Raw genomic sequence first — 22,291 nt, forward strand, 5'->3', positions numbered from 1 at the left:
GTCGACGATGGCCTTGACCTGCCGGTCGTTGGTGGCCGAGGCGATGACGAAGGCGTCGGTGATGGCCAGCTGCTCGCCGGACCGGCCTTCGCCGTCGGCGCCCGCCGCGAAGACCCCGGGGCGGCTGGTGCGGCCCATGGCGTCGACGCGCACGCCGCCGGAGGCGAGCACCTCCAGGCCGAGCTGGGCGGCGAAGGGCGCCGCCTGCTCGAGCACCGGCGCCACGAAGATCCCGCCGACCTTCTCGTCGGGCCCGCCCACCAGCTCGGCGCGCACGCCGTCGCCGGTGCGGTGCAGGGCCGTGACCGGCTCGCTGCGCACGGCCACGCCGAGTCCGGCGAGCGTGGCGGCGGTCGCCTCGGGCAGCGACGCGCCGTCGGTGAGCACGACCAGGCGCGAGGCGGTGCGCTCGAGCAGCACCGCGATGCGCGGCAGGTGGTCGTGGCTGCCCAGCAGCGCCACGGCCCGCCCCGACAGCTCGTGGCCGTGGCAGTAGGGGCAGTGCGCGGCGAGGTCGCCCCACAGGTCCTCCAGCCCCGCCACCGCGGGCAGCACGTCGCGCAGCCCGGTGGCCAGCAGCACACGGCGCGCACGCACGCGCTGCCCGGCGCCCGCGCGCTCCCCGGTGACCTCGAGGGTGACCACGAAGCCGTCGGCGAGGTCGTCGCCGGCGGCCTCCACCGCGCTGGCGCGGGCCTCGCGCACCTCGACGCCGGCGTACGCCGCGAGCTCCGCGCGCCCGATCGCCCGCAGCTCGGCCGGCGGGGTGCCGTCGCGGGTGAGGAAGTTGTGCAGGTGAGCGGAGGGGTCGTTGCGGTAGTGACCGCCGTCGACGAGCAGGACCCGGCGGTGCGAGCGGCCGAGGGTCAGCGCGGCCTGGAGGCCGGCGGGCCCGCCGCCGAGCACCACGACGTCGACCTGCTCGGAGGTGGCCGGGGCGTCCGCTGCGGTGCTGCGGCGGTCGTCGGTGGGATCGGAGGGACCGGAGGGATGGTCGGTGTCGGTGGGGTGGCTCATGGCTGGCTCCTCGGCGGTGGTGTCGGGCCCTGACGGGCGGGGCGCTTGCCCTCACCACGATGCTGTGACTTCATGTCGACATGAAGTCAAGCCCCCGGTCACCGGCGCCCCAGGACGGCCCGGGCACCGCTTCTCCCTCCCCTTCCCCCTCCACCCCGTCGGCCCCCGCCGCACCGCCCGGCCGTGGGGAGCCGCCGTGGTCGGTGGGGGAGGTGGCCGCGCGCTTCGGTCTGGCCACCCACGTGCTGCGGCACTGGGAGGACGTCGGGCTGCTCCGGCCCGCCCGCGACGGCGCCGGGCGCCGGCGCTACGTGCGCGACGACGTCGTGCGGGTGGCGGTCGTGCTGCGCAGCAAGGCCGCGGGCATGACCCTCGAGCAGATCGCCGTGCTGCTCGACGCGGAGGCGCCCGACCGCCACGAGGTGCTGGAGGGCCACCTCGCCGATCTCGACCGTCGCATGGAGGAGATGCGCCGCTCCCGCGAGATGACCGAGCACGCGCTGCGCTGCCGCGCCCACGACATCGCCACCTGCCCGCGCTTCGAGGCCGGCGTCGAGGACCTCCTGGCCGGGCGCGAGCACGCCTTCGGGAAACCCCTTGCTGCTCCCGCGAGCCCTTCCCGCGGCGGCTGAGCGGGCCTAGGTTGCGAGGGACCCCGCGCCGCTCGGGACGGGGGCGCACCCGGAGGTCCGTCATGCCCCTGCTCGCGTCGTCACGCTCGTTCCGGTCGCCGGCCCCCTCGCGGGGCCCGCGGCCCGCCCGTCGGGCCCGCTCCGGGCGGGCGGCCGCCCTCGCCGCCGTGCTGCTCGCCCCACTGGCGGCGGTGGCCCTGCCCGCGGCCCCCGCGAGCGCGGCGGCGCCGTCGTACGTCGCGCTCGGTGACTCCTACTCCTCCGGCACCGGCACCCGCAGCTACCTCGACGACGGCACCTCCTGCCAGCGCTCCACGCGGGCCTACCCCAGCCTCGTGGCGGCCCAGCGCGGCTACGCGCTCACCTTCCGCGCCTGCTCGGGCGCGACCATCCCCGACGTCACCACCGCGCAGCTCGGCGCGCTCTCGGCGAGCACGGCCTACGTCACGATCTCCGTCGGCGGCAACGACGCGGGCTTCGCCGACGTGCTCACCGAGTGCGCGCTGCCCGGCTGGATGAGCGACTGCGGCGGTGCCGTCGACCAGGCCCAGGCCTTCATCGCCGGCACGCTCCCGGGCCGGCTCTCCACCCTCTACGGCTCCATCCGCAGCCGCGCGCCGCAGGCGAGGGTGGTCGTGGTCGGCTACCCGCGGGTCTTCATGGGCGAGGACTGCAACGCCGCCACGTTCTTCTCCCCGGCCGAGGAGACGCGCCTCAACGCCACCGCCGACCAGCTCAACGCCCGCCTGGCCGCCGCCGCGTCCGCGCGCGGCTTCGGCTTCGCCAACCCGACCAGCCGGTTCACCGGCCACGCGGTCTGCGACGACGTCGAGTGGCTCAACGGCTTCTCCAGCCCCGTGAGCGAGAGCTACCACCCCAACCAGCTCGGCCACTCCTCCGGCTACACCCCGCTCGTCTCGCCCCTGCTGACCGGCAGCGCGCTGGGTCGGGTCGCCACGTCGGCCCCGCGCATCGACGCCGACCTGCTGCAGGCCGCCGACGCCCAGGGCGCGACCCTGGCCGCGCAGCAGCGCCGGTACGCCGGACTCGACGTCGCCATCGAGCCGGAGACGGTCACCGCCCCCGACCTGACCACCCCGGCCGCCCGCGCGGCCGCCCGCCGCGCCGGCATCACCGACCTCGACCGCTGGGCCGCCCGCCACTGACCCGCCACCCACCCGCCACTGGTCCGGGGCCGGTCACGGGTCGGCGGCAACCGATCGGGCCTCCCGCGCGTCACCCCTGCGGAGACGACCACCGTCACGTAGAAGGGACGTCATGCAGGCACCACGCACCACCCACGACCGCACCCCCCGGAGGCCCGGCCGCCGGCGCGCCGGCACGCTCGCGGCCGCCGCGCTCGGCCTCACCACCGTGCTGAGCGGCTGCGACCAGGTGGCCGACACCGTCGGCGGGCCCGACCCGGCCCCGGTGGTCGAGGACCTCGCCGCGGCGCTGTCGGCGGGCGACGTGACGACGGTGGCGTGGGCCGGCGACAGCGGCGAGGAGGTGCAGGCCCTGCTCGACGCGGTGGTCGGCGGCCTCGGCGACGTCACCCCCGTGGTCATCGCGGGCGAGGTGGTCGACGACGGCACCGACGCCACCGCCACACTCACCTGGTCGTGGCCCCTGGTCGAGCCGGCACCGGCCTCCGACGGGGCCGAGCTGGCCGAGGGGGCCGAGAGCGGGAGCGAGGACCCGCAGCCGTGGACCTACGACTCCGAGGTCGGGCTCGTGCAGCGCGACGACGCCTGGCTGGTGGCCTGGGAGCCCCGGCTGGTGGAGCCGACGCTGGGCGAGGACGAGGTGCTCGACGCCACGCCGGTGACCCCGGCGCGCGGCGACCTGGTGGGCGCGGGCGGCCAGGTGCTGGTCACCGACCGGCCGGTGACCCGCTTCGGCATCGACCGCAGCCAGTTCCGCGACGCGGCCCAGGCCCTGCCGGCCGCCCGGGCGCTGGCCCGACTGGTGGGCGTCGACGTCGCGCCGTACGCCGCCCGGGTCGAGGCCGCGGGCGAGGAGGCCTTCGTGGAGGCGATCACCTACCGCCAGCTCGAGGTCCCGAAGCGGGTGGGTCGCGACTACCGCTCGATCACCGGGGCGCTGGCCGTGGCCGACTCGCTCCCGCTGGCGCCGACCCGGGAGTTCGCCGCGCCGATCCTGGGCACGGTCGGCCCGGTCACGGCCGAGATGGTCGAGGAGGACCCCGCGGTCTACGCCCCCGGCGACGAGGCGGGCCTGTCGGGCCTCCAGGCGAGGTACGACGCGCAGCTGCGCGGCACCCCCGGGGTGGTGGTCAACGCGACCCCCGCCGACTCCGGGGCCATGGTGCGCAACCGCGGCGAGCGCGAGCTCTTCCGCCTCGACGAGGTCGACGGCACCGACCTGCGCCTCAGCCTCGACGGCGACCTGCAGTCGAGCGCGGAGCGGCTGCTGGCCGACGTCGGCCCCGGCAGCGCGATCGTGGCCCTGCGCCCCAGCACGGGCGCGGTGCTCGCCGCCGCCAGCGGGCCCGGCAGCGACGGCCTCAACCTCGCCACCTTCGGCCAGGCCGCACCGGGGTCGACGTTCAAGATCGTCAGCAGCCTGGCGCTGCTGCGCTCCGGGCTGACCCCCGCCAGCACCGTGCCGTGCACCACCTCGGTCCTCGTCGACGGGCGCCGCTTCACCAACTACTCCGACTACCCCGCCGGCGCGACCGGGGAGGTGCCCCTGCGCACGGCCGTGGCCAACTCCTGCAACACCGCCTTCATCAGCCAGCGCGACCGGCTCGGCGACACCGACCTGGCCGACGCCGCGGCCACCCTGGGCCTGGGCGTCGACCACGACCTGGGCTTCCCGGCGTACTTCGGCAGCATCGAGACCCCGACCACCGAGACCGGTGCCGCCGCCGACCTCATCGGCCAGGGCACGGTGCTGGCCTCCCCGCTGACCATGGCCTCGGTCGTCGGCACCGTCGCCGCCGGGGAGCTCACGCTGCCGTGGCTCCTCGACGACGTGCGCGCGACGCCGTCGGGCGACGTCGACCCGCTGAGCGCGCAGGAGGCCGGTGCCCTGCGCGGCATGCTGCGCGCCGTGGTCACCGAGGGCAGCGGGTCGGCCCTGGCCGACGTGCCCGGCCCGCCGGTGATCGCCAAGACCGGCACGGCGGAGTTCGAGCGCGACGGCCGCGTGCTGACCCACGCCTGGATGGTCGCCGCCCAGGGCGACCTCGCGGTCGCGGTGTACGTCGACGAGGGGCAGTCGGGCTCGGTGACCGCCGGCCCCCTGCTGGAGGGCTTCCTGCGCGCCGCCCGCTGAGCCGCACCGGGCCCCGGACGCACGGCCCGGGCAGGACGTCATGCGAGATGTGGATGCGCATCCACCTGGCGCATGACGTCCGGGTCTCGGGCGGACGGCCTCGGGCAGGACGTCGTGCGAGATGTGGATGCGCATCCACCCAACGCATGACGTCCGGGTCTCGGGCGGACGGCCTCGGGCAGGACGTCGTGCGAGATGTGGATGCGCATCCACCCAACGCATGACGTCCGGGTCTCGGGCGGACAGCCTCGGGCAGGACGTCGTGCGAGATGTGGATGCGCATCCACCCAACGCATGACGCCCGGGTCTCGGGCGGACAGCCTCGGGCAGGACGTCATACGAGGCGTGGATGCGCATCCACCCAACGCATGACGCCAGGGCCCCGGACAACGCCTCGGTCGGTCATGTGCACGGCCGAGCCCTCGGCGGGGCCCCTCGGCGGGGTCCCACAGCGGGGCGATCCGGGCCCGGCGCGGCCCGCCCGGACGACCCGGAGGCGCCCGTGGAGCGCACCGCGAGGCCCCTCCCGGCGGGGGGCAGAACCTTTACCCGGCCGACCTCGGGGCGACGCTCGTCGGTGCGGGACGAGCGCGTCGGGGGTCGTAGGCTGACCGCCTCATGTCTCGACTCGTGGGTCGTCGCGGCCTGCTCGCAGCGGTCACGGACCTGCTCGGGCGGGGAGTGCCGGTCGCCCTCCAGGGCCCGCACGGCATCGGACGCAGCGCGCTGCTCGACGAGCTCGAGACCGCGGGCGGCGCGGCCGGCCAGCTCGTCCTGCGCGCCGCGGGGGTGCCGGCCGAGCGGTCGCTGCCGCTCGCCGCGCTGCGCGACCTGGTCGCCCAGCTGCCCGCCGCCGCGGTCGACCAGGTGCTCCAGGCCCTCCCCCCGACCTCGCGGGCCCCGGTGGCCGACGGCCTGCGCGGCACCCCCTCCACAGACACCCACCCCGAGCCCGACCCCGGCCTCGAGCCCTCGACCGGCCCGGTTTCGGGCGCACCGTCGGGCGCACCGGCCGGGCCACCCCTGCTGGCGGTCGACGAGCCGCTCCTGGTGGCCCTCGGTCGCGCGCTGCAGGCCCTGCTCGAGCTGGTCTCGCGCCGCTCGCGGGTGCTGCTGCTGCTCGACGACGTGCAGTGGCTCGACGCGGAGTCGTCGGTGGTCGTCGGCTACGCGCGCCGCCGCCTCGGCGACCGGGTGGGACTGGTGGCCTCGCTCGGGCCGGGCGACGGCATCGACTCCGACCCCGCCGCGCTGGTCGACCTCCACGTCCTCACCGTGCCGCCGCTCGAGGTCGCCGAGACCATCGACCTGCTCGCGCCGCTGGGCCTGCCCGCCCAGGTGGCCCACCGCGTGCACCTCGACGCGGCCGGTGTGCCGGCGCTGGCACTGGCGCTGGCCGGTGCGCTGCGCGACCAGCCGGCGCTGCTCGGGCGACCCGTGCCGCTGCCGGTCAGCATCGAGCGGGTGCTGCGCCAGCGGCTGCTCGCCCTGCCGGAGGACCCCCGCGAGACCCTGCTGCGCGCCGCGCTGCTCCACCGCCCGACCGTGCGCCAGCTGCGTCGCAGCGGTCGGATCGCCGCCGAGGAGGACATCCGGGTCGCGGTGGCCGCGGGCCTCGTCGTCGACGGCCGCGGCGCCCACCTCGCCGACGCCTCCGGCGACGGCGAGGTGCGCTTCACCCCGGCCCGGCTGGCCTCGGTGCTGCTCGACCTCACCCCGGCCGCGCGCCGTGCCGCGCTGCACGAGGAGCTGGCGGAGGCCGCGGTGCGTCCGGCCGAGCGGGCCCGCCACCGGGCCCTGGCCGATCCCCGCCCGCGCGCCGACCTGGCCCGGGAGCTGGCCGACGCCGCCCGCGACGCCGCCGCGGCGGGCGCGCGCGACCTGGCCGCCGAGCTCTACGTGCTCGCCGCCGACCGGGCCCCGGCCGACCTGGCCGGGAGCCGCGCGGAGTGGCTGGCCACCGGCATCGAGACCGCCGCCCCGGGCAACCACGTCGACCTGGTGCGCGGCGCGCTCGCCGACTTCCTCGACGCCGCGCCGACGGCCGAGCAGACCGTGCGGGTGCGTCTGGCGCTGGCCGAGCTGGCGGGCTCGCCGGCCGGCACCCTCGACGACGTGCTCGCCGTGGCGCTCTCCGACGCGGGCGACGACGACCGGCTGGTCGCGATGGTGCTGCTGCAGCGCTCCCGCGTGGCGCTCATGGAGGCGCGCCCCGAGGAGTCGATCCGCCGCGCGGAGCAGGCCGTGGAGCTGCTCGGCCGTGCCGGCGACGACACCGGGCGCGCCGCGGCGCTCACGGCGCTGGCCGCGGCGTACCGCTGGCTCGGCGGCCCCCACGACGCCACCCTGGCCCGCGCCGTCGACCTGGCCGGGCCCGGCCCCGGCGCCGACGGGCTGGTGCACACCTCGCCGGGCTACATGGCCGCCCGCTTCGCCTTCTACGACGACCGTCTGGAGGAGGCCTGGAGCGCCTTCCGCGCGATGCTGGCCCAGGTCGAGCGGGGCGCCGGCACCGACGAGGCCCACGTGCTGCGCTGCCTGGTCGAGGTCGGCGCCCGGGCCGGCCACGGCCGCGAGGTCGTCGAGTACGCCGCGCGCGCGGCCCGGGTCGGGGCGGAGTTCGGGCTCGACCCCCACACCGCCTGGTTCGTGCAGGCCCAGGCCGAGCTGGTCGCCGGCGACCTCGACCGGGCCCGGCGGCTGGCCGGGCAGGGCGCCTCGGCCGCGGAGGACAGCGGCGACGCGCGCTACCTCCAGCGCCACCTCGTGCTGCTGGGGCAGGCCCTGCTGCGCGGCGGCGACGCCGAGGGCGCGGCGCGGGCGCTGGAGCGGGTGCGCGGCATGGAGCAGCGCAGCCGGGTCGTCGACCCCACGGTCAACCGGTGGCAGCACGAGCTGGTCACCGCCCTGGTGCGCCTGGGGCGGCTGGAGGAGGCGTCCGGCGTGCTCGCCGAGGCCCGCCGCGCCCTCGACGGTCGCAGCGGCACCGACGGGGTGGGCGCCCAGCTCGACCGCGCCGAGGCCGAGCTGCTCACCGCCCGCGGCGACGCCGAGGGCGCCGTGCTGCTGCTCGACCGGGCGGCCAAGGTCTGCGCCGACCTCGGCATGCGCGTCGACCAGGGGCGCACGCTGGTGGCCCGTGCCCACCTGGAGCGGCGCCGGCGCCGGGCCGCGGCGGCGCGCGCCGGCCTGGAGGAGGCGCTGGCGCTCTTCACCGACCTGCGGGCCCGCACGTGGGTGGAGCAGGTGCGCGCCGAGCTCGACCCGGCGGCCGCGACCGTCGGCACCCCGCTGCTCGACCGCCTCACCGAGACCGAGGCCCGCATCGCCCGTGAGGTCGCCGCGGGGGCGTCGAACCGCGAGATCGCCGCCCGGACCTACGTGAGCGTCAAGACCGTCGAGGCGACCCTGACCCGCATCTACCGCAAGCTCGACGTGCGCTCGCGCACGCAGCTCGCCTCGCTGCTGCGCGACCCCGGCGCCTGAGCCGGCCCGACGTCGCCGACGGACGCGAGCGCGGGCCCGAGGGCCCGCGCTCGTCCGTGTGGGGTCCGTGTGTGGGGACAGCCAGGAGCCGCACAAGGATGAACCCCTCGCCGCATGGGGTCGGCAAGGGGTCCACCGTCGTCATCGAAGTGCTCCCTCCGAAGTCGACAGCCCCGAGTTTTCCACGCCGGTGGTCGAGTGTCAGGAACTTGTCACAACTGTGTCGCCGGAGTTGGATCGGACCCATGACTGGTCTGGATGTCCCGAGCACGCTGCTGGCCGACGAGCACCGGGGCCTGCTGGTCGCCGGTCGCTGGCGCGAGGCGGAGGGCGGTGAGACCTTCGACGTGCTCGACCCCGCCGACGGCTCGGTGCTGACCCGTGTCGCCGACGCCTCGGTGGCCGACGCCCGCGAGGCCCTCGACGCCGCCGTCGCCGCCCAGGCCTCCTGGGCCGCCACCGCGCCGCGCGAGCGCGGGGAGATCCTGCGCTCGGCCTTCGAGCTGATCCGCGAGCGCACCGACGACCTGGCCCGCCTGATGAGCCTGGAGATGGGCAAGACCGTCGCCGAGGCGACCGGTGAGGTCGGCTACGGCAACGAGTTCTTCCGGTGGTACTCCGAGGAGGCCGTGCGCATCCACGGCCGCTGGATGCAGGCGCCGGCCGGTGGCAGCCGCCTGCTGACGCTGAAGAAGCCGGTGGGGCCGTGCTTCTTCGTCACGCCGTGGAACTTCCCGTTGGCCATGGGCACCCGCAAGATCGGCCCGGCCATCGCCGCCGGCTGCACGATGGTGGTCAAGCCCGCCGCCCAGACCCCGTTGACCATGCTGGCGCTGGCCCGCATCCTCGGCGAGGCCGGGCTGCCCGACGGCGTGCTCAACGTCGTGCCCTCGACCCGGGCCGGGGAGATGAGCCAGGCGCTCCAGGGCGACGACCGGCTGCGCAAGGTCAGCTTCACCGGCTCCACCGGCGTCGGCAAGGTGCTGGTGCGCCAGTCGGCCGACCAGCTGCAGCGGGTCTCGATGGAGCTGGGCGGCAACGCGCCCTTCCTGGTCTTCGCCGACGCCGACGTCGACGCCGCGGTCGACGGCGCGATGGTGGCCAAGATGCGCAACATGGGCGAGGCCTGCACGGCGGCCAACCGCTTCCTGGTGCATTCCTCGGTGGCCGAGGAGTTCGCCGACAAGCTCGGCAAGCGCATGGGCGCCCTCACCGTGGGCCGCGGCCAGGACGAGGGCGTCGACGTCGGCCCCCTCATCGACGCCAAGGCCGTGGAGTCGGTGACGGCCCTGGTCGCCGACGCCGTCGAGGGCGGCGCGAAGGTCGTGTGCGGTGGCACCCCGCTGGGCGGCGACGGCTGGTTCTACCCCCCGACCGTGCTGCTCGACGTGCCCGTCGGCTCCGACCTCAACCGCCAGGAGATCTTCGGCCCGGTCGCCCCGGTGACGACGTTCGAGACCGAGGACGAGGCCGTCGAGCGCGCCAACGACACCGAGTACGGCCTGGCGTCCTACGTCTACACCCGCGACCTGTCCCGCACGATCCGCCTGGCCGAGCGGCTCGACTTCGGCATGGTCGGGGTCAACACCGGCCTGATCTCCAACCCCGCCGCCCCCTTCGGCGGTGTCAAGGCCAGCGGCTTCGGCCGCGAGGGCGGCTTCGAGGGCATCGAGGAGTACCTCGAGACCACCTACGTCGCCCTCCCCGCCGGCTGACCCGCGGCCCGCTCCCGGCCGGGGCCGCGCGCCGTCACGCCCTGTCCGCCGCTCCGCCGCCCCTCCGCCGCCCCGTCACGACGGGGCGGCAGGTCCGCGGGCGGGGCGTCAGGGCTCGTCGCCCGGGCCGCCATCGACCTCGGGCGGGCCGAGGTAGAGCCCGACGGCGGTGCCGATGACGGTGTAGGCCAGGGCGCGGGTGAGGGGCCGCTGGGCCGCTCCCTCGCCGAGCGGGGCGTCGCCGGGGTCCTCGGCGGCGATGACGAGTGCGTAGGACCGCGCGGCCGGGCTGACCAGCACGGGCTCGGCCGAGTCGGGGGTCAGGTCGCCGACGAGCTCGGCGTCGTCGAGGGCCCGGTCGAGGGCGTCGAGCTGGTCGAGGGTCCGGGTCTGCACCACCACGGCGCCCAGCGCCCCGGTGTCGCGTCGGGCCGCGCCCTCGCCCGTGCGGCCGACGGCGTCGACGACCAGGGCGGAGCGGCACCCCTCGAGGGCCGGCGCCTCCCCCTCGACGCTCAGCAGCCCGGCCGCCTCCTCGCAGGGCACGACCTCGGCGCGGCGCGTGTCGAGGCCGATCTCGAAGCCCCCGGTCACCCCCTCGTCGCCGCCGGCCACGGCGCGCGCGGTCTGGTCCAGCCAGGAGCCGCGGGTGGGGGTGGGGTCGACGTAGGCCGCCATGACGCCGGCGAGCACGACCGCCCCGAGGGTCCAGGCCACCACCGTGCCGCGCGGGCGGCGCAGCCACCGGGTGCGGGGCGAGTCGCCCGGGCGGGGGCGCACGACGGCCACGGCGAGGCCGACCACCGACAGGAAGGTCACGAAGGCGACGACGGCAAGCGGGCCGCCGACCTGTGCCAGGGGGCCGAGGGCCTCGCGCGTGACGGTGCTCGCCCCGTTGTCACCGCTGCTGCGGCCGGGCACGAAGGCGAAGACCGGCAGTGCGGCCGCCGCCACGAGCAGCCAGCCCGCCGACGCCGCCCGTCCCCACCGCCGCCGGGCCGCGCGCACGCCGACCACGAGCAGCCCGAGCGCCCACGACCACGCCACGACGGCCAGCACCACGCGCCGCTCGTCGCCGTCGGCGACCCACAGGTCGATCCACCGCAGCCACGGCACGGCGACCGCCCGCGCCCCGAAGGCCAGCAGCAGGAGGCCCGCCAGCACCGAGGCGATGGCCAGGACCGCCGTCCCGACCGCGCGAGCGGCCCTGGTCGCGCCCCCGCTCACGCCCCGGTGCCCCCGGTGCCGCCGGCGGCCGGGGCCTCGAGGCCGGTGCCGACGGCCGCCTTGCCCACGGAGCTCTTGATGAGGGCCTCGAGGTCGAGGCCGGTGGAGGTCTTGAGCATCGACAGCGTCTGGGTGACGTTGTCGGTGACCTGGCGCGGCAGGGCGCCGGCGCCGTCGGAGGAGATGACGGTCAGCTGGTCGATGGCGCTGATCGGGGCCGCGACCTCCCGGGCGATCTGCGGCAGCACCTCGATGAGCATCTGGAGCACCGCCGCGTCGTTGTAGTGGGCGAAGGCCTCGGCACGCTTGTCCATCGCCTCGGCCTCGGCCTGGCCGACCGCGAGGGTGGCGGCCGCGGTGGCCTCGCCCTCGGCGCGGGTGGCCTCGGCCTCCGCGACGCGCCGCGACCGCTCGGCCTCACCGCGTCGTGCGCCCTCGATCGCCTCGGCCTCTGCGAGCGCCGTACGCCGTGACTTCTCGGCCTCACCGTTGAGCCGGGCCTGCTCGGCGGCGGCCTCGGCGGCCGCGATCGTGGCGGCCTTGCGCGCCTCGGCGGCGGCGATCTCGGCCGACCGGGCGGCCTCGGCCTCCTGCTCGACGCGGTAGCGCGCGGCGTCGGCGGGCTTGCGCACCTCGGTCTCGAGGTTGCGCTCGGTGAGCGCCGCCTGCCGCACGGCCACCTTCTCCTGCTCCAGCAGGATGGCCTGGTCGCGGTCGGCCTGGGCCAGGGGTCCGGCCGAGGCGGCGTTGGCGGAGGCCGCGTCGGTCTCGGCCTTGATCTCGGCCTGCTTGAGGGCGAGCGCGCGCTGGGCGATGGCGATCTCCTCCTCGGCCTTGATCCGCGCCTGCTCGGCGGCCTGGCGGGCGTTGGCCTCGGCGATGGAGGCGGCCTGGCCGATGCGGGCGGCCTCGGGGCGGCCGAGGTCGGCGAGGTAGGAGCCGTCGTCGGTGACGTCCTGGATCTGGAAGGTGTCGAGGATCAGGCCCTGGCCGGTCAGGGAGTTCTCCGACTCGTCGGCCACGCGCTGGGCGAAGGCGGCGCGGTCGCGGATGATCTGCTCCACGGTCAGCCCGCCCACGATCGAGCGGAGCGCGCCCGCGAGCACCTCCTGGGTGAAGGGCTCGACGTCGGCCTGCTGCGAGAGGAAGCGCTGGGCGGCCAGGCGGATCTGGTCGGCGTTGCCGCCCACCTTGACGATGGCGACGCCCTCGACGTTGAGCTTGATGCCCTGGCCCGAGACCGCGCCCCGGATCTGCACCGAGATGCGGCGCGAGGACAGGTCGAGGGTGGCGAGCTTCTGCACGAAGGGGATCACGAAGGTGCCGCCGCCGAGGATGACCTTCTGCCCCGACAGGTCGGTGGTGAGGGCGCCGGTCTCGGGGTTGAGCACCGCCTTGCCCTTGCGCCCGGTGACGATGAAGGCCTCGTTGGGTCCGGCGACCTTGTAGCGGCTGGTGACCAGCAGGACGAGGAGCACGAGGAGGACGAGGAGTCCACCGAGGGGGATGAGCAGGTCCATGGGGGGCCTTTCGGGCGGTGCGGCGTGGGGGCGGTGCGGCGTGGGGTGGTGCGGCGTGGGGTGGTGGAGCCGGGTGGGAGGGGGGACGCGGACGGGTCAGCGGACCTCGGGCCACAGCGGGGCGACGGTGACCGCGGTGGGGGAGAGGACGCTGGTGACGTGCACCGGGGTGCCGGGGCCGAGCGGCTCCTCGGCGCGGGCGTTGAGGCGCATCGTGTGCCCCCCGACCAGGACGTCGACGACCCCGAACCCGTCGGCGGGGATGCCGGTGACCACCCGTCCGTCGCGGCCCCGGGTGTCGTCGGTGGTGAGGGTGGCGTCGCTGCCGCCGTCGCGCACCAGCCGGGTCAGCCAGGAGGCGAACCACCCGAAGACCACGCCCGAGGCCACGCCGACCGGCAGCGAGACGAGCAGCGGTGCGTCGAGGGCCTCCGCGATCGCGCCGCCGAAGCCGAGGGCGGCGAGGAAGGCGCCGAGCACCGCGGTGGAGAAGGCGTCGCCGAGCGCGTCGACCGCGCCGTCGAGGAGCCCGTCGAGGGCGTCGCCGAGCAGCAGCGAGACCGCGAGCACGAGCAGGCCGACGAGCCCGACCACCAGGTAGACCGTCACCGCTGCGCTCCCGCCCGCGCCCCGGGGTGGGGCGCTGGGCCTCAGCATGTCCGGCGCCCCGGCGCGCGAAACACCGGGAGGCCCCGCCCCTGTCCGTCCGGCCCCGACCGGGCCCGGCGGTGGTGGTGGGAGCTGGCGGGTGGTGGCGGGAGGTGGTGCTGGGCGGCGGTGGGGGACGATCGGGGCATGGAGATGTGGGGTGACCTCGCCGCGCGGTACGTCGACTTCGCGGCCTACGCCGACGGCGACTCCGCCTGCTTCGCCGACTGGGCGCGCCACGTGGCCGACGACCCCGAGGTGCTGGCCTGGATCGGGGCGCTGCCCGACGCCCGGCGCCAGCCCAACCTGGTGCTGGCCGCTGCCCGCTGGCACGGTGTGCCGGCTCCGGGGCCCTACTCCGCGCTGCGCGACGCGCTGCTCGCCGACGGGGGCGCCGTGCGCGCCACGATCCTGTCGCGCACCACGCAGACCAACGAGGTGCGCCGCCTGGCCACGCTGCGCCCCGCCCTCGTGGCGGCGACCCGCGGCGACGACCGCCCGCTGGCCCTGCTCGAGGTGGGCGCCAGCGCCGGGCTGTGCCTCTACCCCGACCGGTGGCGCTACCGCTGGGACCTGACGGGAGGCGCCCGGTCGCACGGCGAGCCCGGCGAGCCCGGCGTCACCGTGGGCGACCCGGGCGCGCCCCTGCTCACCTGCGCCCTCGACCCGGGCGCGCCCGGTGGAGCCGGGCGCGGGGGCCTCGACGCGGGCCCCGACGCGGGCCTCGACGGGGGCCTGCGCGGGCTGCTGACCGGCCCGCTGCCGCCGGTGGTGTGGCGGGGCGGCCTCGACCTCAACCCGCTCGACGCGGCCGACCCCGACACCGTGGCGTGGCTGACCACGCTGGTCTGGCCCGAGCACGACGACCGCCGTGAGCTGCTGGCCCGCGCCGTCGAGGTGGCCCGGGCCGAGCCGCCCGACGTACGCCGGGGTGACCTGCTCACCGACCTCCCCGCCCTGGTGGAGGAGGTCGGCGGCGAGGCGCAGGTGGTCGTGGTGCACAGCGCGGTCGTGGCCTACCTCGCCGAGGACGACCGGCGCCGCTTCGTGGCGATGATGCGCGAGCTCGTCGGGTCGGGGGCCTGCCGGTGGGTCAGCAACGAGGGCCGCGGCGTGCTGCCGGAGGTCACCGCCACCGGTCCCGAGCTGCCACCGGGGCGACAGACCTTCGTGCTCGGCCTCGACGGGCAGGCCCTGGCCTGGACCCACGGCCACGGCCGCAGCCTCGAGTGGTGCGCGCCGCCGGGAGGGCCGGGCGCCTGACCGGCGCCCACCCGTGGGGCCGCGGGTCGCGCGGTCAGCCCTCGAGCAGCGCCCGCAGGCCGGTGCGTGAGGTGACCCCGAGCTTGCGGTAGACCCGCGAGAGGTGCCACTCGACCGCCTTGACCGTGACCCCGAGCTCCTCGGCCACCTGACGGTTGGTGGAGCCGGCCATCGCCAGGCCCGCCACCCGCCGCTCCCGGGCGCCCAGCGGGGCCAGCACCTCGGCGGCGATGCGCCGTGGCGACTCCCCGAGGTGCTCGAGCAGGCGGCGGACCCGGCCGTGCAGGGGCCAGAGACCGTGGGTGCTCGCGAAGGCCTCGGCGGTGCGCAGCAGCGCGACCGCGCGCGGGGCACCGCCCGGGGTCAGGGCCAGCACCCCGGCCAGGTCGACGTCGACCTGGGCGGCGAGCCGTGCGAGGTCGGGTCGACCGGTCAGCAGCGCGCGCGCCTCCTCGAGGCGGGCCGTGCGCTCGGGGCCGGCGAGCAGGCTCGCCCGCGTGCGCAGCGCCCCGGCCCGGGCGTACGTCGACCCCGCCCGGTCGGCCGCGGCGAGGTGGTCGCCCACCAGAGCCTCGGCCTCGCCGCGGCGCCCGGCGCGGGCCAGGGCCATCGCCAGCGAGGCGCGCCAGGGCAGGTCGGCGGGTGCGGCGTCGGGGGCGAGCCGGCCGGCGGCGCTCGCGTGCTCCACCGCCCCGGCGTGGTCGCCGGAGGCGGCGCACAGCTCGGCGAGCGCGTGCTGACGCACGGCCTCGGGGTGGGGGTCCACCAGACCCCCCGGGGCGGCTCCGGACGTCGACGCGACGTCGGTGGTGCCGGCGCTGGTGGGGGCGGGTCCCGGGGGTGCGCTGGTGTCGAGGGCGCGGAGGGCCCGGCCGACATCGAGCGCGGAGCCCAGGTCGCCGGCGCACAGGTGGGCGTCCAGGGCCGTCGCCAGCGCAGCGACCTCCAGATGCACGGGCAGGCCGGCGCGGGCCGCATCGGGCCGTGGGTCGGGGTCGGCCGTGAGCGCGTCGAGGGCGGCGAGGGTCTCCTCGACCCGCCCCGCACGCAGCAGGTGGACCGCCCGGGTCAGTGACAGCGAGGCGGCGTCGGCGGGGTCGTCGGAGACGGGGGCAGCGGTCGACGCCGCGGCGGCGGAGGCGGCCGAGGTGGCCGAGGTGGAGGCGGCGGTGGGGGCGGAGGTGGCCGAGGTGCAGGCGGCGGTGGGGGCGCCGTGGCCCGCGGTCGCGGCGGCGCGGTCGGAGGCGGGCTCGGTGGCCTGCACGGACCCGTTGGATCCGCTGGACCCGCTGGACCCGAGGCGGCCCAGCGGGCGCCGCCCCTGCTGGCCGTCGAGCTGGCCGTCGCGCGCACCCTCGAGCGGCGTCAGGTCCACGGGACCGCCGCCGAGCAGGCCCCTGCTCAGCGCAGCGGCGAGGTCGGCCGGCCCGGGGTGGCGGGCTGTCGGGCGGTGCTGCGGTGTCCGCGCCGCCCCCGTCCGGCGGGCGAGCGCGGGTCGGGCCGCGGTGGCGGGTGTGTCGGCCGCGGGGCCGTCCACGGGCGTGGTCCCGGCCACCGGCGCGGTCCCAGCCGCGGGCGGCGCGGGTGCGGACGGCGCGGGTGCGGTCGACGGAGCGTCCTCGAGGTGCCGGCCGCCGGTCGCGGCGGCCGTGGTGGCCTGCATGGGCACAGGTTAGGAAGCGCGACGGTCCGGTGGTGGGCGTTCGCCGGGATTGGTGTCGCCGGGACGTGGCTCCTCCCGCAGCGGTCCAGTCAGGTCACGACCCAGGTGGGCCATGAGCGTCGCGGTGGCCGGGCCGGAACGCCGGCCGACGGGCCGCGCACCGGGTCCGCTGACGGGCCCGCTGACGGGCGCGCTGCCGGTGGTGGGGGAGGGCGCGAAGCGCGGGCCGCGGTCGGCCGGCCCGACGCACGCGCGCGCGACCGGCAGCAGGTCGGCGGCCAGGGCGTCCGGCAGCGTGCGGTCGAGGCCCGCTGCTCGGGCGACGTCCCAGCCGTGCACGGCGACCTCGAGCGCCGCCGCTGCCACCACGGTCGCCACGCCCAGGGAGCGGTCGGCCACCGCGACCACCTCGGCGCCGTCGCCCGGGCCCTCCGGGTCGCCGCCCACGACCGTGCCCTCCGGGCCCACCGAGCCCGCTGTGTCGGTCGAGCCCACTGACTCCACCGGGCGCACCGGGCGCACCGGGCGCGCCGGGCGCGCCGGGTCACCGGGCGTGGCGTCCGCCGGCGCGGAGGGGGGACGCCCTCCACCGTGGCCGCCCGAGCGCACAGCGTCCGCTCGAGCGACCCAGGCGGTCAGCAGGAGGTCGGCCCGTCGGCGTACGTCACGCACCTGCCCGACCGGGTCGGCCGTCGGACCGCACCACGGTGCGCCCGGCGGGGACGTCTGCGCCGGCCCCCCGGGATCCTGCGACCCGCCGGCACCCGGTGGGCGGGCCATCTCCACGCGACCACCGGCGGCCTCGGTGAAGGCGTCGAGGGAGTCGGCGAGGTGGGCGAGCAGCGCCTCGAGGTCCCACGCGGTGCACGGCGTCGGCGCCCGCAGCAGCCCGGGTCGCGAGGGCAGCGCCGCCTCCAGGTCGTGGAGGACGACCCGGGTGTGGGCCAGGGAGCGCTCCAGCAGCTCGACCGCCCGGTCGAGCTGCGAGGTCACCGGTGGCTCGCCGGCGCGGCGACGGCCGGGTCGACCGCTGGAGCGGGGTCGCCGGGCTCGTAGGTCGCGGGCAGCCGCGCGGGCAGCCCGAAGGCGGTGAAGTCGACACCGAAGAAGGCCCGCACGTGGCGCACGCGGTCGGCGTCGAGCTCGACCACCTGGAGGTGGAAGGGCTCGAAGTCGCCCGCGGGGGTGCGCATGTAGAGACCGAAGGCGGGCTGGCCGTTGGCGGCGGTGGCCAGCATCGGCATGTCGTGGTGGCCGCCGGGGCACTGGCCGCCGATGAGGGCGCCGATGTTGTCGGCGCCGACGTACCACCCCGTGAAGGGCGGCATCTCCCAGATCGCGTCGGCGCGCAGCATGCCGACGATGCGGTCGACGTCCTTGCGCCAGAACGCGTCGACGTAGGCCTCGAGCAACCGCTCCTGGTCGCCGGTGAGGTCCTGCTCGACGGTGTCCTCGGTGAGGCCGCGCTGGGCCATCTGGGCGTGGGCGCGCTGGAGGGCGGAGTTGACCGCCGCGGGCGTGGTGTCGAGGGCGGCCGCGACCTCCGCGGCCGACCAGCGCAGCACGTCGCGCAGGATGAGCACGGCCCGCTGCCGGGCCGGGAGGTGCTGGAGCGCGGCCACGAAGGCCAGCCGGATGGAGTCGCGCTCGGCGACGACCACGGCGGCGTCGGGCACGGGCTCGAGCCAGGCGATCTCGTGGTTCTCCTCCAGGGCGTCGCCGGCCAGCTGGTCGGAGGTGCCGAGGCCGGCGGGCAGGGGACGGCGGGGTCGGCCCTCGAGGTTGGTCAGGCAGACGTTGGTGGCGATCCGGTAGAGCCACGTGCGCACCGACGAGCGGCCCTGGAAGTCGGCCGAGGCGCGCCATGCGCGCAGGAAGGTCTCCTGCACGAGGTCCTCGGCCTCGTGCACGGAGCCGCTCATCCGGTAGCAGTGGGCCAGCAGCTCGCGCTGGTAGCGCTCGGTGAGCGCGGGGAAGTCGGCGAGCTCGGCGCCGCCCGTCGTCGCCGCGGGTGTCGCCGCGGGTGTCGCCGCGGATGTCGCTGTCTCGGTCATGGCCTGGTCCCTCGTCGCCGTCGCCACCGTCATCGTGCGCTCCTGTCGTCCAGCAGTGTGCTCCCTCCCACCGACCGGCGTCGACGGTCGGACTCATCGCTGGGCGGCCGGTCGACGCGCGACGGGCCACGGTGGGCGGGCCGGGCGGCCCGGGCGGGGAGCGCCGACCCGGCTCGGAGGCTGAGGGGGAGGCGTACGCCGACCCGGCCCGCACCGCCGCCACGGTGGGGCGCCGTCAGGAGCGGCGCGAGCGGCGCCATCATGGCCGCGGGTGGCACGACCACCCACCCGCACCGCAGACCCGACCGGCATCCTCGACCCCGGAGTGCTTCCCCCGTGACCCGATCCTTCACGTTCCTCGTCAATCCCGCCTCGGGCGACGGCGCTGCACCCGAGGCGGTCCTGCCGGTCGCGCGGCAGCTGCGCGAGGCCGGCGCCCGGGTCGACGTCGTCTCCTCCCCGGGCCCGCGGGCGGTGGCGGCGCTCGTCGCCCGGGCCGTAGAGCGCGGTGACGTCGTCGTCTCCGTCGGTGGCGACGGCACGCTGTCCCACCTGCTCGGTGAGGTCTGCGCGGGGGGCGGCGTCCTCGGCGTGCTGCCCGCGGGTCGTGGCAACGACTTCGCCCGCATGCTCGGTCTGCCCACCGAGCCCGGGGAGGTCGCCGAGCTGCTGCTCCACGGGGCGGAGCGCCGCGTCGACCTGCTCTCGTGGCAGGCCCCCGGCGCACCCGAGCGCCTCGTCGCCGGCTCGGTCTACAGCGGGGTCGACGCCCGCGCCGCCGCGCTGGTGGACCGGATGCGCTGGACGCCGAAGCCGCTGCAGTACCCCCTCGGTGCCGTCCGCGCCCTGGCGACCTACCAGCCCGGCCGCTTCCGCGTCGTCGTCGACGGCGCGGTCGCGGAGTACGCCGCGGCCACCGTCGTCGTCGCCAACTCCGGCTACTACGGCCAGGGCATGCGCATCGCCCCGTCCGCCCGCGTCGACGACGGGCTGCTCGACGTCGTCGTCGTCGAGGCGGCCTCGCGCCTGGAGCTGATCCGGCGGTTCCCGCGGATCTACGGCGGTTCCCACGTCGAGCTGCCCGAGGTCACGGTGCTCACCGGGCGACGCGTCGAGATCGCCGCGGACTCCCGCGTGCCGGTCGGCGCCGACGGCGAGGCCCTGGGGGAGCTTCCTGGGCTCGGCGGTCCGCCTGCTGTGCCTGCCGTGGTCGAGATACGGCCCGGGGCGCTCCGCGTCATCGGCTGAGACGACGGCCTCGCCCGCCTCGCGTCACCTCGCCTCGTCTCACCCCGCTCCGCCTCGCCCCGCCCGCCCTCACCTGCCTGCCCGGTCGCCCCGTCACCCTGATCGCCCCTTCTGCCCGGGCGGTCCGCGCTCGGCAGTCGCCGGCGCCGGTGGCGGGCGCGCCGCGGGCTCAGAAGCTCCTCGGACGGCGACGTGTCTGCGGTTGAACGAACGTTCGATCAACCCCAGGATGCGTTCGCGCCAGGGGGCCGCGGGCCGTCGGTGGGGTCGGCGGCGGGTGGCGGCCCCTGGTCTCGGGGCAGGACGCTGCGCAGGAGATCGGGCAGGTCGCCGATCGACCCGCGGTCCTCAGGCGCCGGGGACGCTGCCGGCCCCCTCCGGTCATCAGGTCCAGGGGGCACGCCGAGCCGCGGGGAGGCGCCTGGACCCGCGATACCGGGTCCGGTCAGGACCGGAAGGACCAGACCAGCAGCTCGGTGGGCACCGCGGCGGTGACCTCGTGGGCCGGCTCGTCGACGAAGAGGAAGGCGTCGCCGGCCTGCACCGGCTCAGCCAGCGAGGAGCGCACCAGTGCGCCCCGGGACACGAAGGCGTGCACCCGCGCGGCCTCGGGCAGGGTCGTGGTCCCGCCCGTGCCGAGCCGCACGACGTCGAGCCGTGCCCCGGCCACACCCGGCACCTCGAGCGAGGTGGCGTCGGGGTGCACGGCGTACGACGGGGTCGCGCCGGGCTCGTCGGGGCGCAGCCACACCTGCACGAAGCGCACCGGGCCCGCGCCGCTGACGGCGACCTCGCTGTGGCTCACGCCGGCGCCGGCGCTCAGCAGCGCCAGCGACCCGGCCTCGACGCGCACAGGCTCCGCCGCCGCGCCTGCGCCGTCGGGGTCGGCGTGGGTGTGCTCCAGCGCGCCGCTGACGACGTAGGTGACGATCTCCAGGTCGGTGTGGCGGTGGGCCTCGAAGCCGGTGCCGCCGCGCAGGTGGTGGTCGTCGTGGCACACGATCGGGCCGAACGAGAGCCGCTCGGGGTCGTAGTGCTCGCCGAAGGCGAAGGAGTGCTTCGTCTCCCGCCCCGCGGCCCGGCTGACGAAGCGGACAGTTCCCCGACGGATCTCGACGCTCACGGGCATCATTGTGCCCGTGCCGTCCCCCCACCGGCCCGGCGACGGGTCCCTGCCCGTGCTGCCCCCGGGTTTCGCCGTCGGCGTGGACGCCGACGGGCTCGGGCTGACCCGGGCCCCGGGGGCGCGCGACTGCGCCACCGCGGCCTCCGACGTACGCCGGCTCGCCGGGCTCGGCGTGACCTCGGCCCGCGTCGCGCTCTCGTGGCCGCGGCTCCAGCCGAGCGGCGCGGGGCCCCTGGAGGAGGCCGAGGCCCGCCACGTCGACCTCCTCCTCGACGCCCTGGCCGCCGCCGGGATCCGACCGTCGGTGACCCTCCACGACGGCGTGCTGCCCGAGCCGCTGCAGGCCGACGGCGGCTGGCTCAACCGCGGCACCGTCGACCGCCTCGCCGACCTCGCCGCCCTGGCCGGTGAGCGCTGGGGCGACCGCGTCGAGCACTGGGTGCCGGTGGACCAGCCCGCGCGGCTGCTCGTCGAGGGCCACATGACCGGTCGCGCGGCGCCCGGCCTCAGCCTCGCCTTCGACGCCCTCCCCGTGGCCCACCACCTGCTGCTCGCCCACGGGCGGGCCGTCCTCGCCCTGCGCGCCACCGCCCGCGGGCGGTCCCCGGTCGCGCCGCCGGGCAGCCCCGGCCCCCTCGCCGACCCCGCCACCGCCCCGGACCCCCTGGCCGACCCCCTGGCCGACCCCCTGGCCGACCCCCTGGCCGACCCCCTGGCCGACGGGGCGGCCACCGGCCCGAGCATCGGCTGCGCCAACCACCACGCACCCATGTGGCCCGCCAGCGAGGACGTCGCCGACGTCGCCGCCACCAAGCTCCACGACGCCCTGTGGAACGCGCTCTTCCTCGAGCCGATGCTGCTGGGCCGCTACCCCGTCGACCTGCAGCCCCTCCTCGAGGAGGTCGTGCGCGACGGCGACCTGGCCACCATCCGCCAGCCCCTCGACTTCTACGGCGTCACCTACGACAGCCCGCTCAAGATCGGCATCGCGGGGGAGGAGTCGGAGGTGCCCTTCGAGCGCTGCGAGCTGCTCGGCTACCCCGAGACCGACGCCGGCACCCCCGTCGTGCCCGACGCCCTGCGCGAGTGGCTGATCATGTTCCGCGCCCGCTACCGCGCCGCCCTCCCCCCGCTCCAGGTCGCGCTCGCGCCCGCCCCGTACGTCGAGCCCGCGACCCCCGCCGACGCGGGCACCCCCGAGGCCCCGGTCGTCCGCGGCGTCCCCGGCGTCCCCGGCGGCCCCATCGCCCCCGTCGACCCCCGCACGAGCCGCCTCGAGGGCCACCTGCGGGCCGTGGCCACCGCGGTGCAGCGCGGCGTCGACGTCCGCGCCCTCCACGTCGGACCGCTGCTCGACCAGGGGTCGGGGCCCGCGACCGCCGCCGGGCCCGC

General features: G+C 77.2%; 16 protein-coding genes. 8 read left to right on the forward strand and 8 right to left on the reverse strand.

Features of this window, described 5'->3' with window-relative positions:
• Nucleotides 1-1,017, reverse strand: a 1,017-nt coding sequence (locus LPA27_RS17320; protein ID WP_228943234.1) for an NAD(P)/FAD-dependent oxidoreductase, incomplete at its 3' end; no start/stop codon positions are given.
• Between the two features lie 212 nt (nucleotides 1,018-1,229).
• Between LPA27_RS17320 and LPA27_RS17325 the strand changes: the two genes are divergently transcribed.
• The 5 genes from LPA27_RS17325 to LPA27_RS17345 all read left to right on the forward strand — a co-directional run bounded on the left by LPA27_RS17325 (nucleotide 1,230) and on the right by LPA27_RS17345 (nucleotide 10,150).
• The gene (locus LPA27_RS17325) at nucleotides 1,230-1,649 is read left to right on the forward strand and encodes a MerR family transcriptional regulator (protein ID WP_228943235.1); all 420 of its coding nucleotides are present in this window, start codon (nucleotides 1,230-1,232) and stop codon (nucleotides 1,647-1,649) included.
• 167 nt (nucleotides 1,650-1,816) lie between these two features.
• Nucleotides 1,817-2,815: an SGNH/GDSL hydrolase family protein gene (locus tag LPA27_RS17330; RefSeq protein ID WP_228943236.1), complete on the forward strand. Its 999-nt coding sequence runs from the start codon at nucleotides 1,817-1,819 to the stop codon at nucleotides 2,813-2,815.
• Nucleotides 2,816-2,927: 112 nt separating this feature from the next.
• Nucleotides 2,928-4,949, forward strand: coding sequence for a penicillin-binding transpeptidase domain-containing protein (locus LPA27_RS17335; RefSeq protein WP_228943237.1), 2,022 nt, complete (start codon nucleotides 2,928-2,930; stop codon nucleotides 4,947-4,949).
• Between the two features lie 618 nt (nucleotides 4,950-5,567).
• Nucleotides 5,568-8,435 carry a helix-turn-helix transcriptional regulator gene (locus LPA27_RS17340; protein ID WP_228943238.1) on the forward strand — a complete coding sequence of 956 codons (2,868 nt, stop codon included), beginning with the start codon at nucleotides 5,568-5,570 and terminating at the stop codon, nucleotides 8,433-8,435.
• Nucleotides 8,436-8,680: 245 nt separating this feature from the next.
• Nucleotides 8,681-10,150, forward strand: coding sequence for an NAD-dependent succinate-semialdehyde dehydrogenase (locus LPA27_RS17345; protein ID WP_056865046.1), 1,470 nt, complete (start codon nucleotides 8,681-8,683; stop codon nucleotides 10,148-10,150).
• A gap of 108 nt (nucleotides 10,151-10,258) precedes the next feature.
• Here LPA27_RS17345 and LPA27_RS17350 read toward each other — a convergent pair whose 3' ends face one another.
• From LPA27_RS17350 to LPA27_RS17360, 3 genes are all read right to left on the reverse strand, one after another.
• A complete protein-coding gene (locus tag LPA27_RS17350) occupies nucleotides 10,259-11,377 on the reverse strand; it encodes a hypothetical protein (protein ID WP_228943239.1) in 1,119 nt (372 codons plus the stop codon).
• Nucleotides 11,374-12,897 (reverse strand): flotillin family protein, encoded by a 1,524-nt coding sequence (locus LPA27_RS17355; protein ID WP_056905159.1) that lies wholly within the window; start codon nucleotides 12,895-12,897, stop codon nucleotides 11,374-11,376. Before LPA27_RS17355 ends, LPA27_RS17350 begins: the two co-directional genes overlap by 4 nt.
• 96 nt (nucleotides 12,898-12,993) lie before the next feature.
• Nucleotides 12,994-13,506 carry an NfeD family protein gene (locus LPA27_RS17360; RefSeq protein WP_056865043.1) on the reverse strand — a complete coding sequence of 171 codons (513 nt, stop codon included), beginning with the start codon at nucleotides 13,504-13,506 and terminating at the stop codon, nucleotides 12,994-12,996.
• Nucleotides 13,507-13,692: 186 nt separating this feature from the next.
• Here LPA27_RS17360 and LPA27_RS17365 point away from each other — a divergent pair, with 186 nt between their 5' ends.
• Complete coding sequence (locus LPA27_RS17365; protein WP_228943240.1) at nucleotides 13,693-14,808, forward strand: DUF2332 domain-containing protein; 1,116 nt, start codon at nucleotides 13,693-13,695, stop codon at nucleotides 14,806-14,808.
• A 34-nt stretch (nucleotides 14,809-14,842) separates the two neighbouring features.
• On the opposite strand, the gene LPA27_RS19305 is transcribed toward LPA27_RS17365, so the two are convergent.
• The 3 genes from LPA27_RS19305 to LPA27_RS17380 all read right to left on the reverse strand — a co-directional run bounded on the left by LPA27_RS19305 (nucleotide 14,843) and on the right by LPA27_RS17380 (nucleotide 18,525).
• The gene (locus LPA27_RS19305; protein WP_267477230.1) at nucleotides 14,843-16,183 is read right to left on the reverse strand and encodes a LuxR family transcriptional regulator; all 1,341 of its coding nucleotides are present in this window, start codon (nucleotides 16,181-16,183) and stop codon (nucleotides 14,843-14,845) included.
• Nucleotides 16,184-16,480: 297 nt separating this feature from the next.
• On the reverse strand, nucleotides 16,481-17,464 hold the full coding sequence (locus tag LPA27_RS17375) for a maleylpyruvate isomerase N-terminal domain-containing protein (RefSeq protein ID WP_228943241.1): 984 nt from the start codon (nucleotides 17,462-17,464) through the stop codon (nucleotides 16,481-16,483).
• On the reverse strand, nucleotides 17,461-18,525 hold the full coding sequence (locus tag LPA27_RS17380; RefSeq protein WP_228943242.1) for a sigma-70 family RNA polymerase sigma factor: 1,065 nt from the start codon (nucleotides 18,523-18,525) through the stop codon (nucleotides 17,461-17,463). The genes LPA27_RS17375 and LPA27_RS17380 overlap by 4 nt, the downstream gene beginning before the upstream one ends.
• A gap of 336 nt (nucleotides 18,526-18,861) precedes the next feature.
• Between LPA27_RS17380 and LPA27_RS17385 the strand changes: the two genes are divergently transcribed.
• Entirely contained in the window at nucleotides 18,862-19,773 is a 912-nt protein-coding gene (locus tag LPA27_RS17385; protein WP_228943243.1) for a diacylglycerol/lipid kinase family protein, read from the forward strand.
• Between the two features lie 445 nt (nucleotides 19,774-20,218).
• Here LPA27_RS17385 and LPA27_RS17390 read toward each other — a convergent pair whose 3' ends face one another.
• A complete protein-coding gene (locus LPA27_RS17390; RefSeq protein ID WP_228943244.1) occupies nucleotides 20,219-20,896 on the reverse strand; it encodes a pirin family protein in 678 nt (225 codons plus the stop codon).
• A 16-nt stretch (nucleotides 20,897-20,912) separates the two neighbouring features.
• On the opposite strand from LPA27_RS17390, the gene LPA27_RS17395 reads away from it, so the two are divergent.
• The coding region (locus LPA27_RS17395) for a family 1 glycosylhydrolase (protein ID WP_228943245.1) at nucleotides 20,913-22,291 on the forward strand (1,379 nt) is incomplete at its 3' end.

This window comes from Nocardioides sp. Leaf374 (genome assembly GCF_916862475.1).
Lineage (GTDB): Bacteria > Actinomycetota > Actinomycetes > Propionibacteriales > Nocardioidaceae > Nocardioides > Nocardioides kribbensis.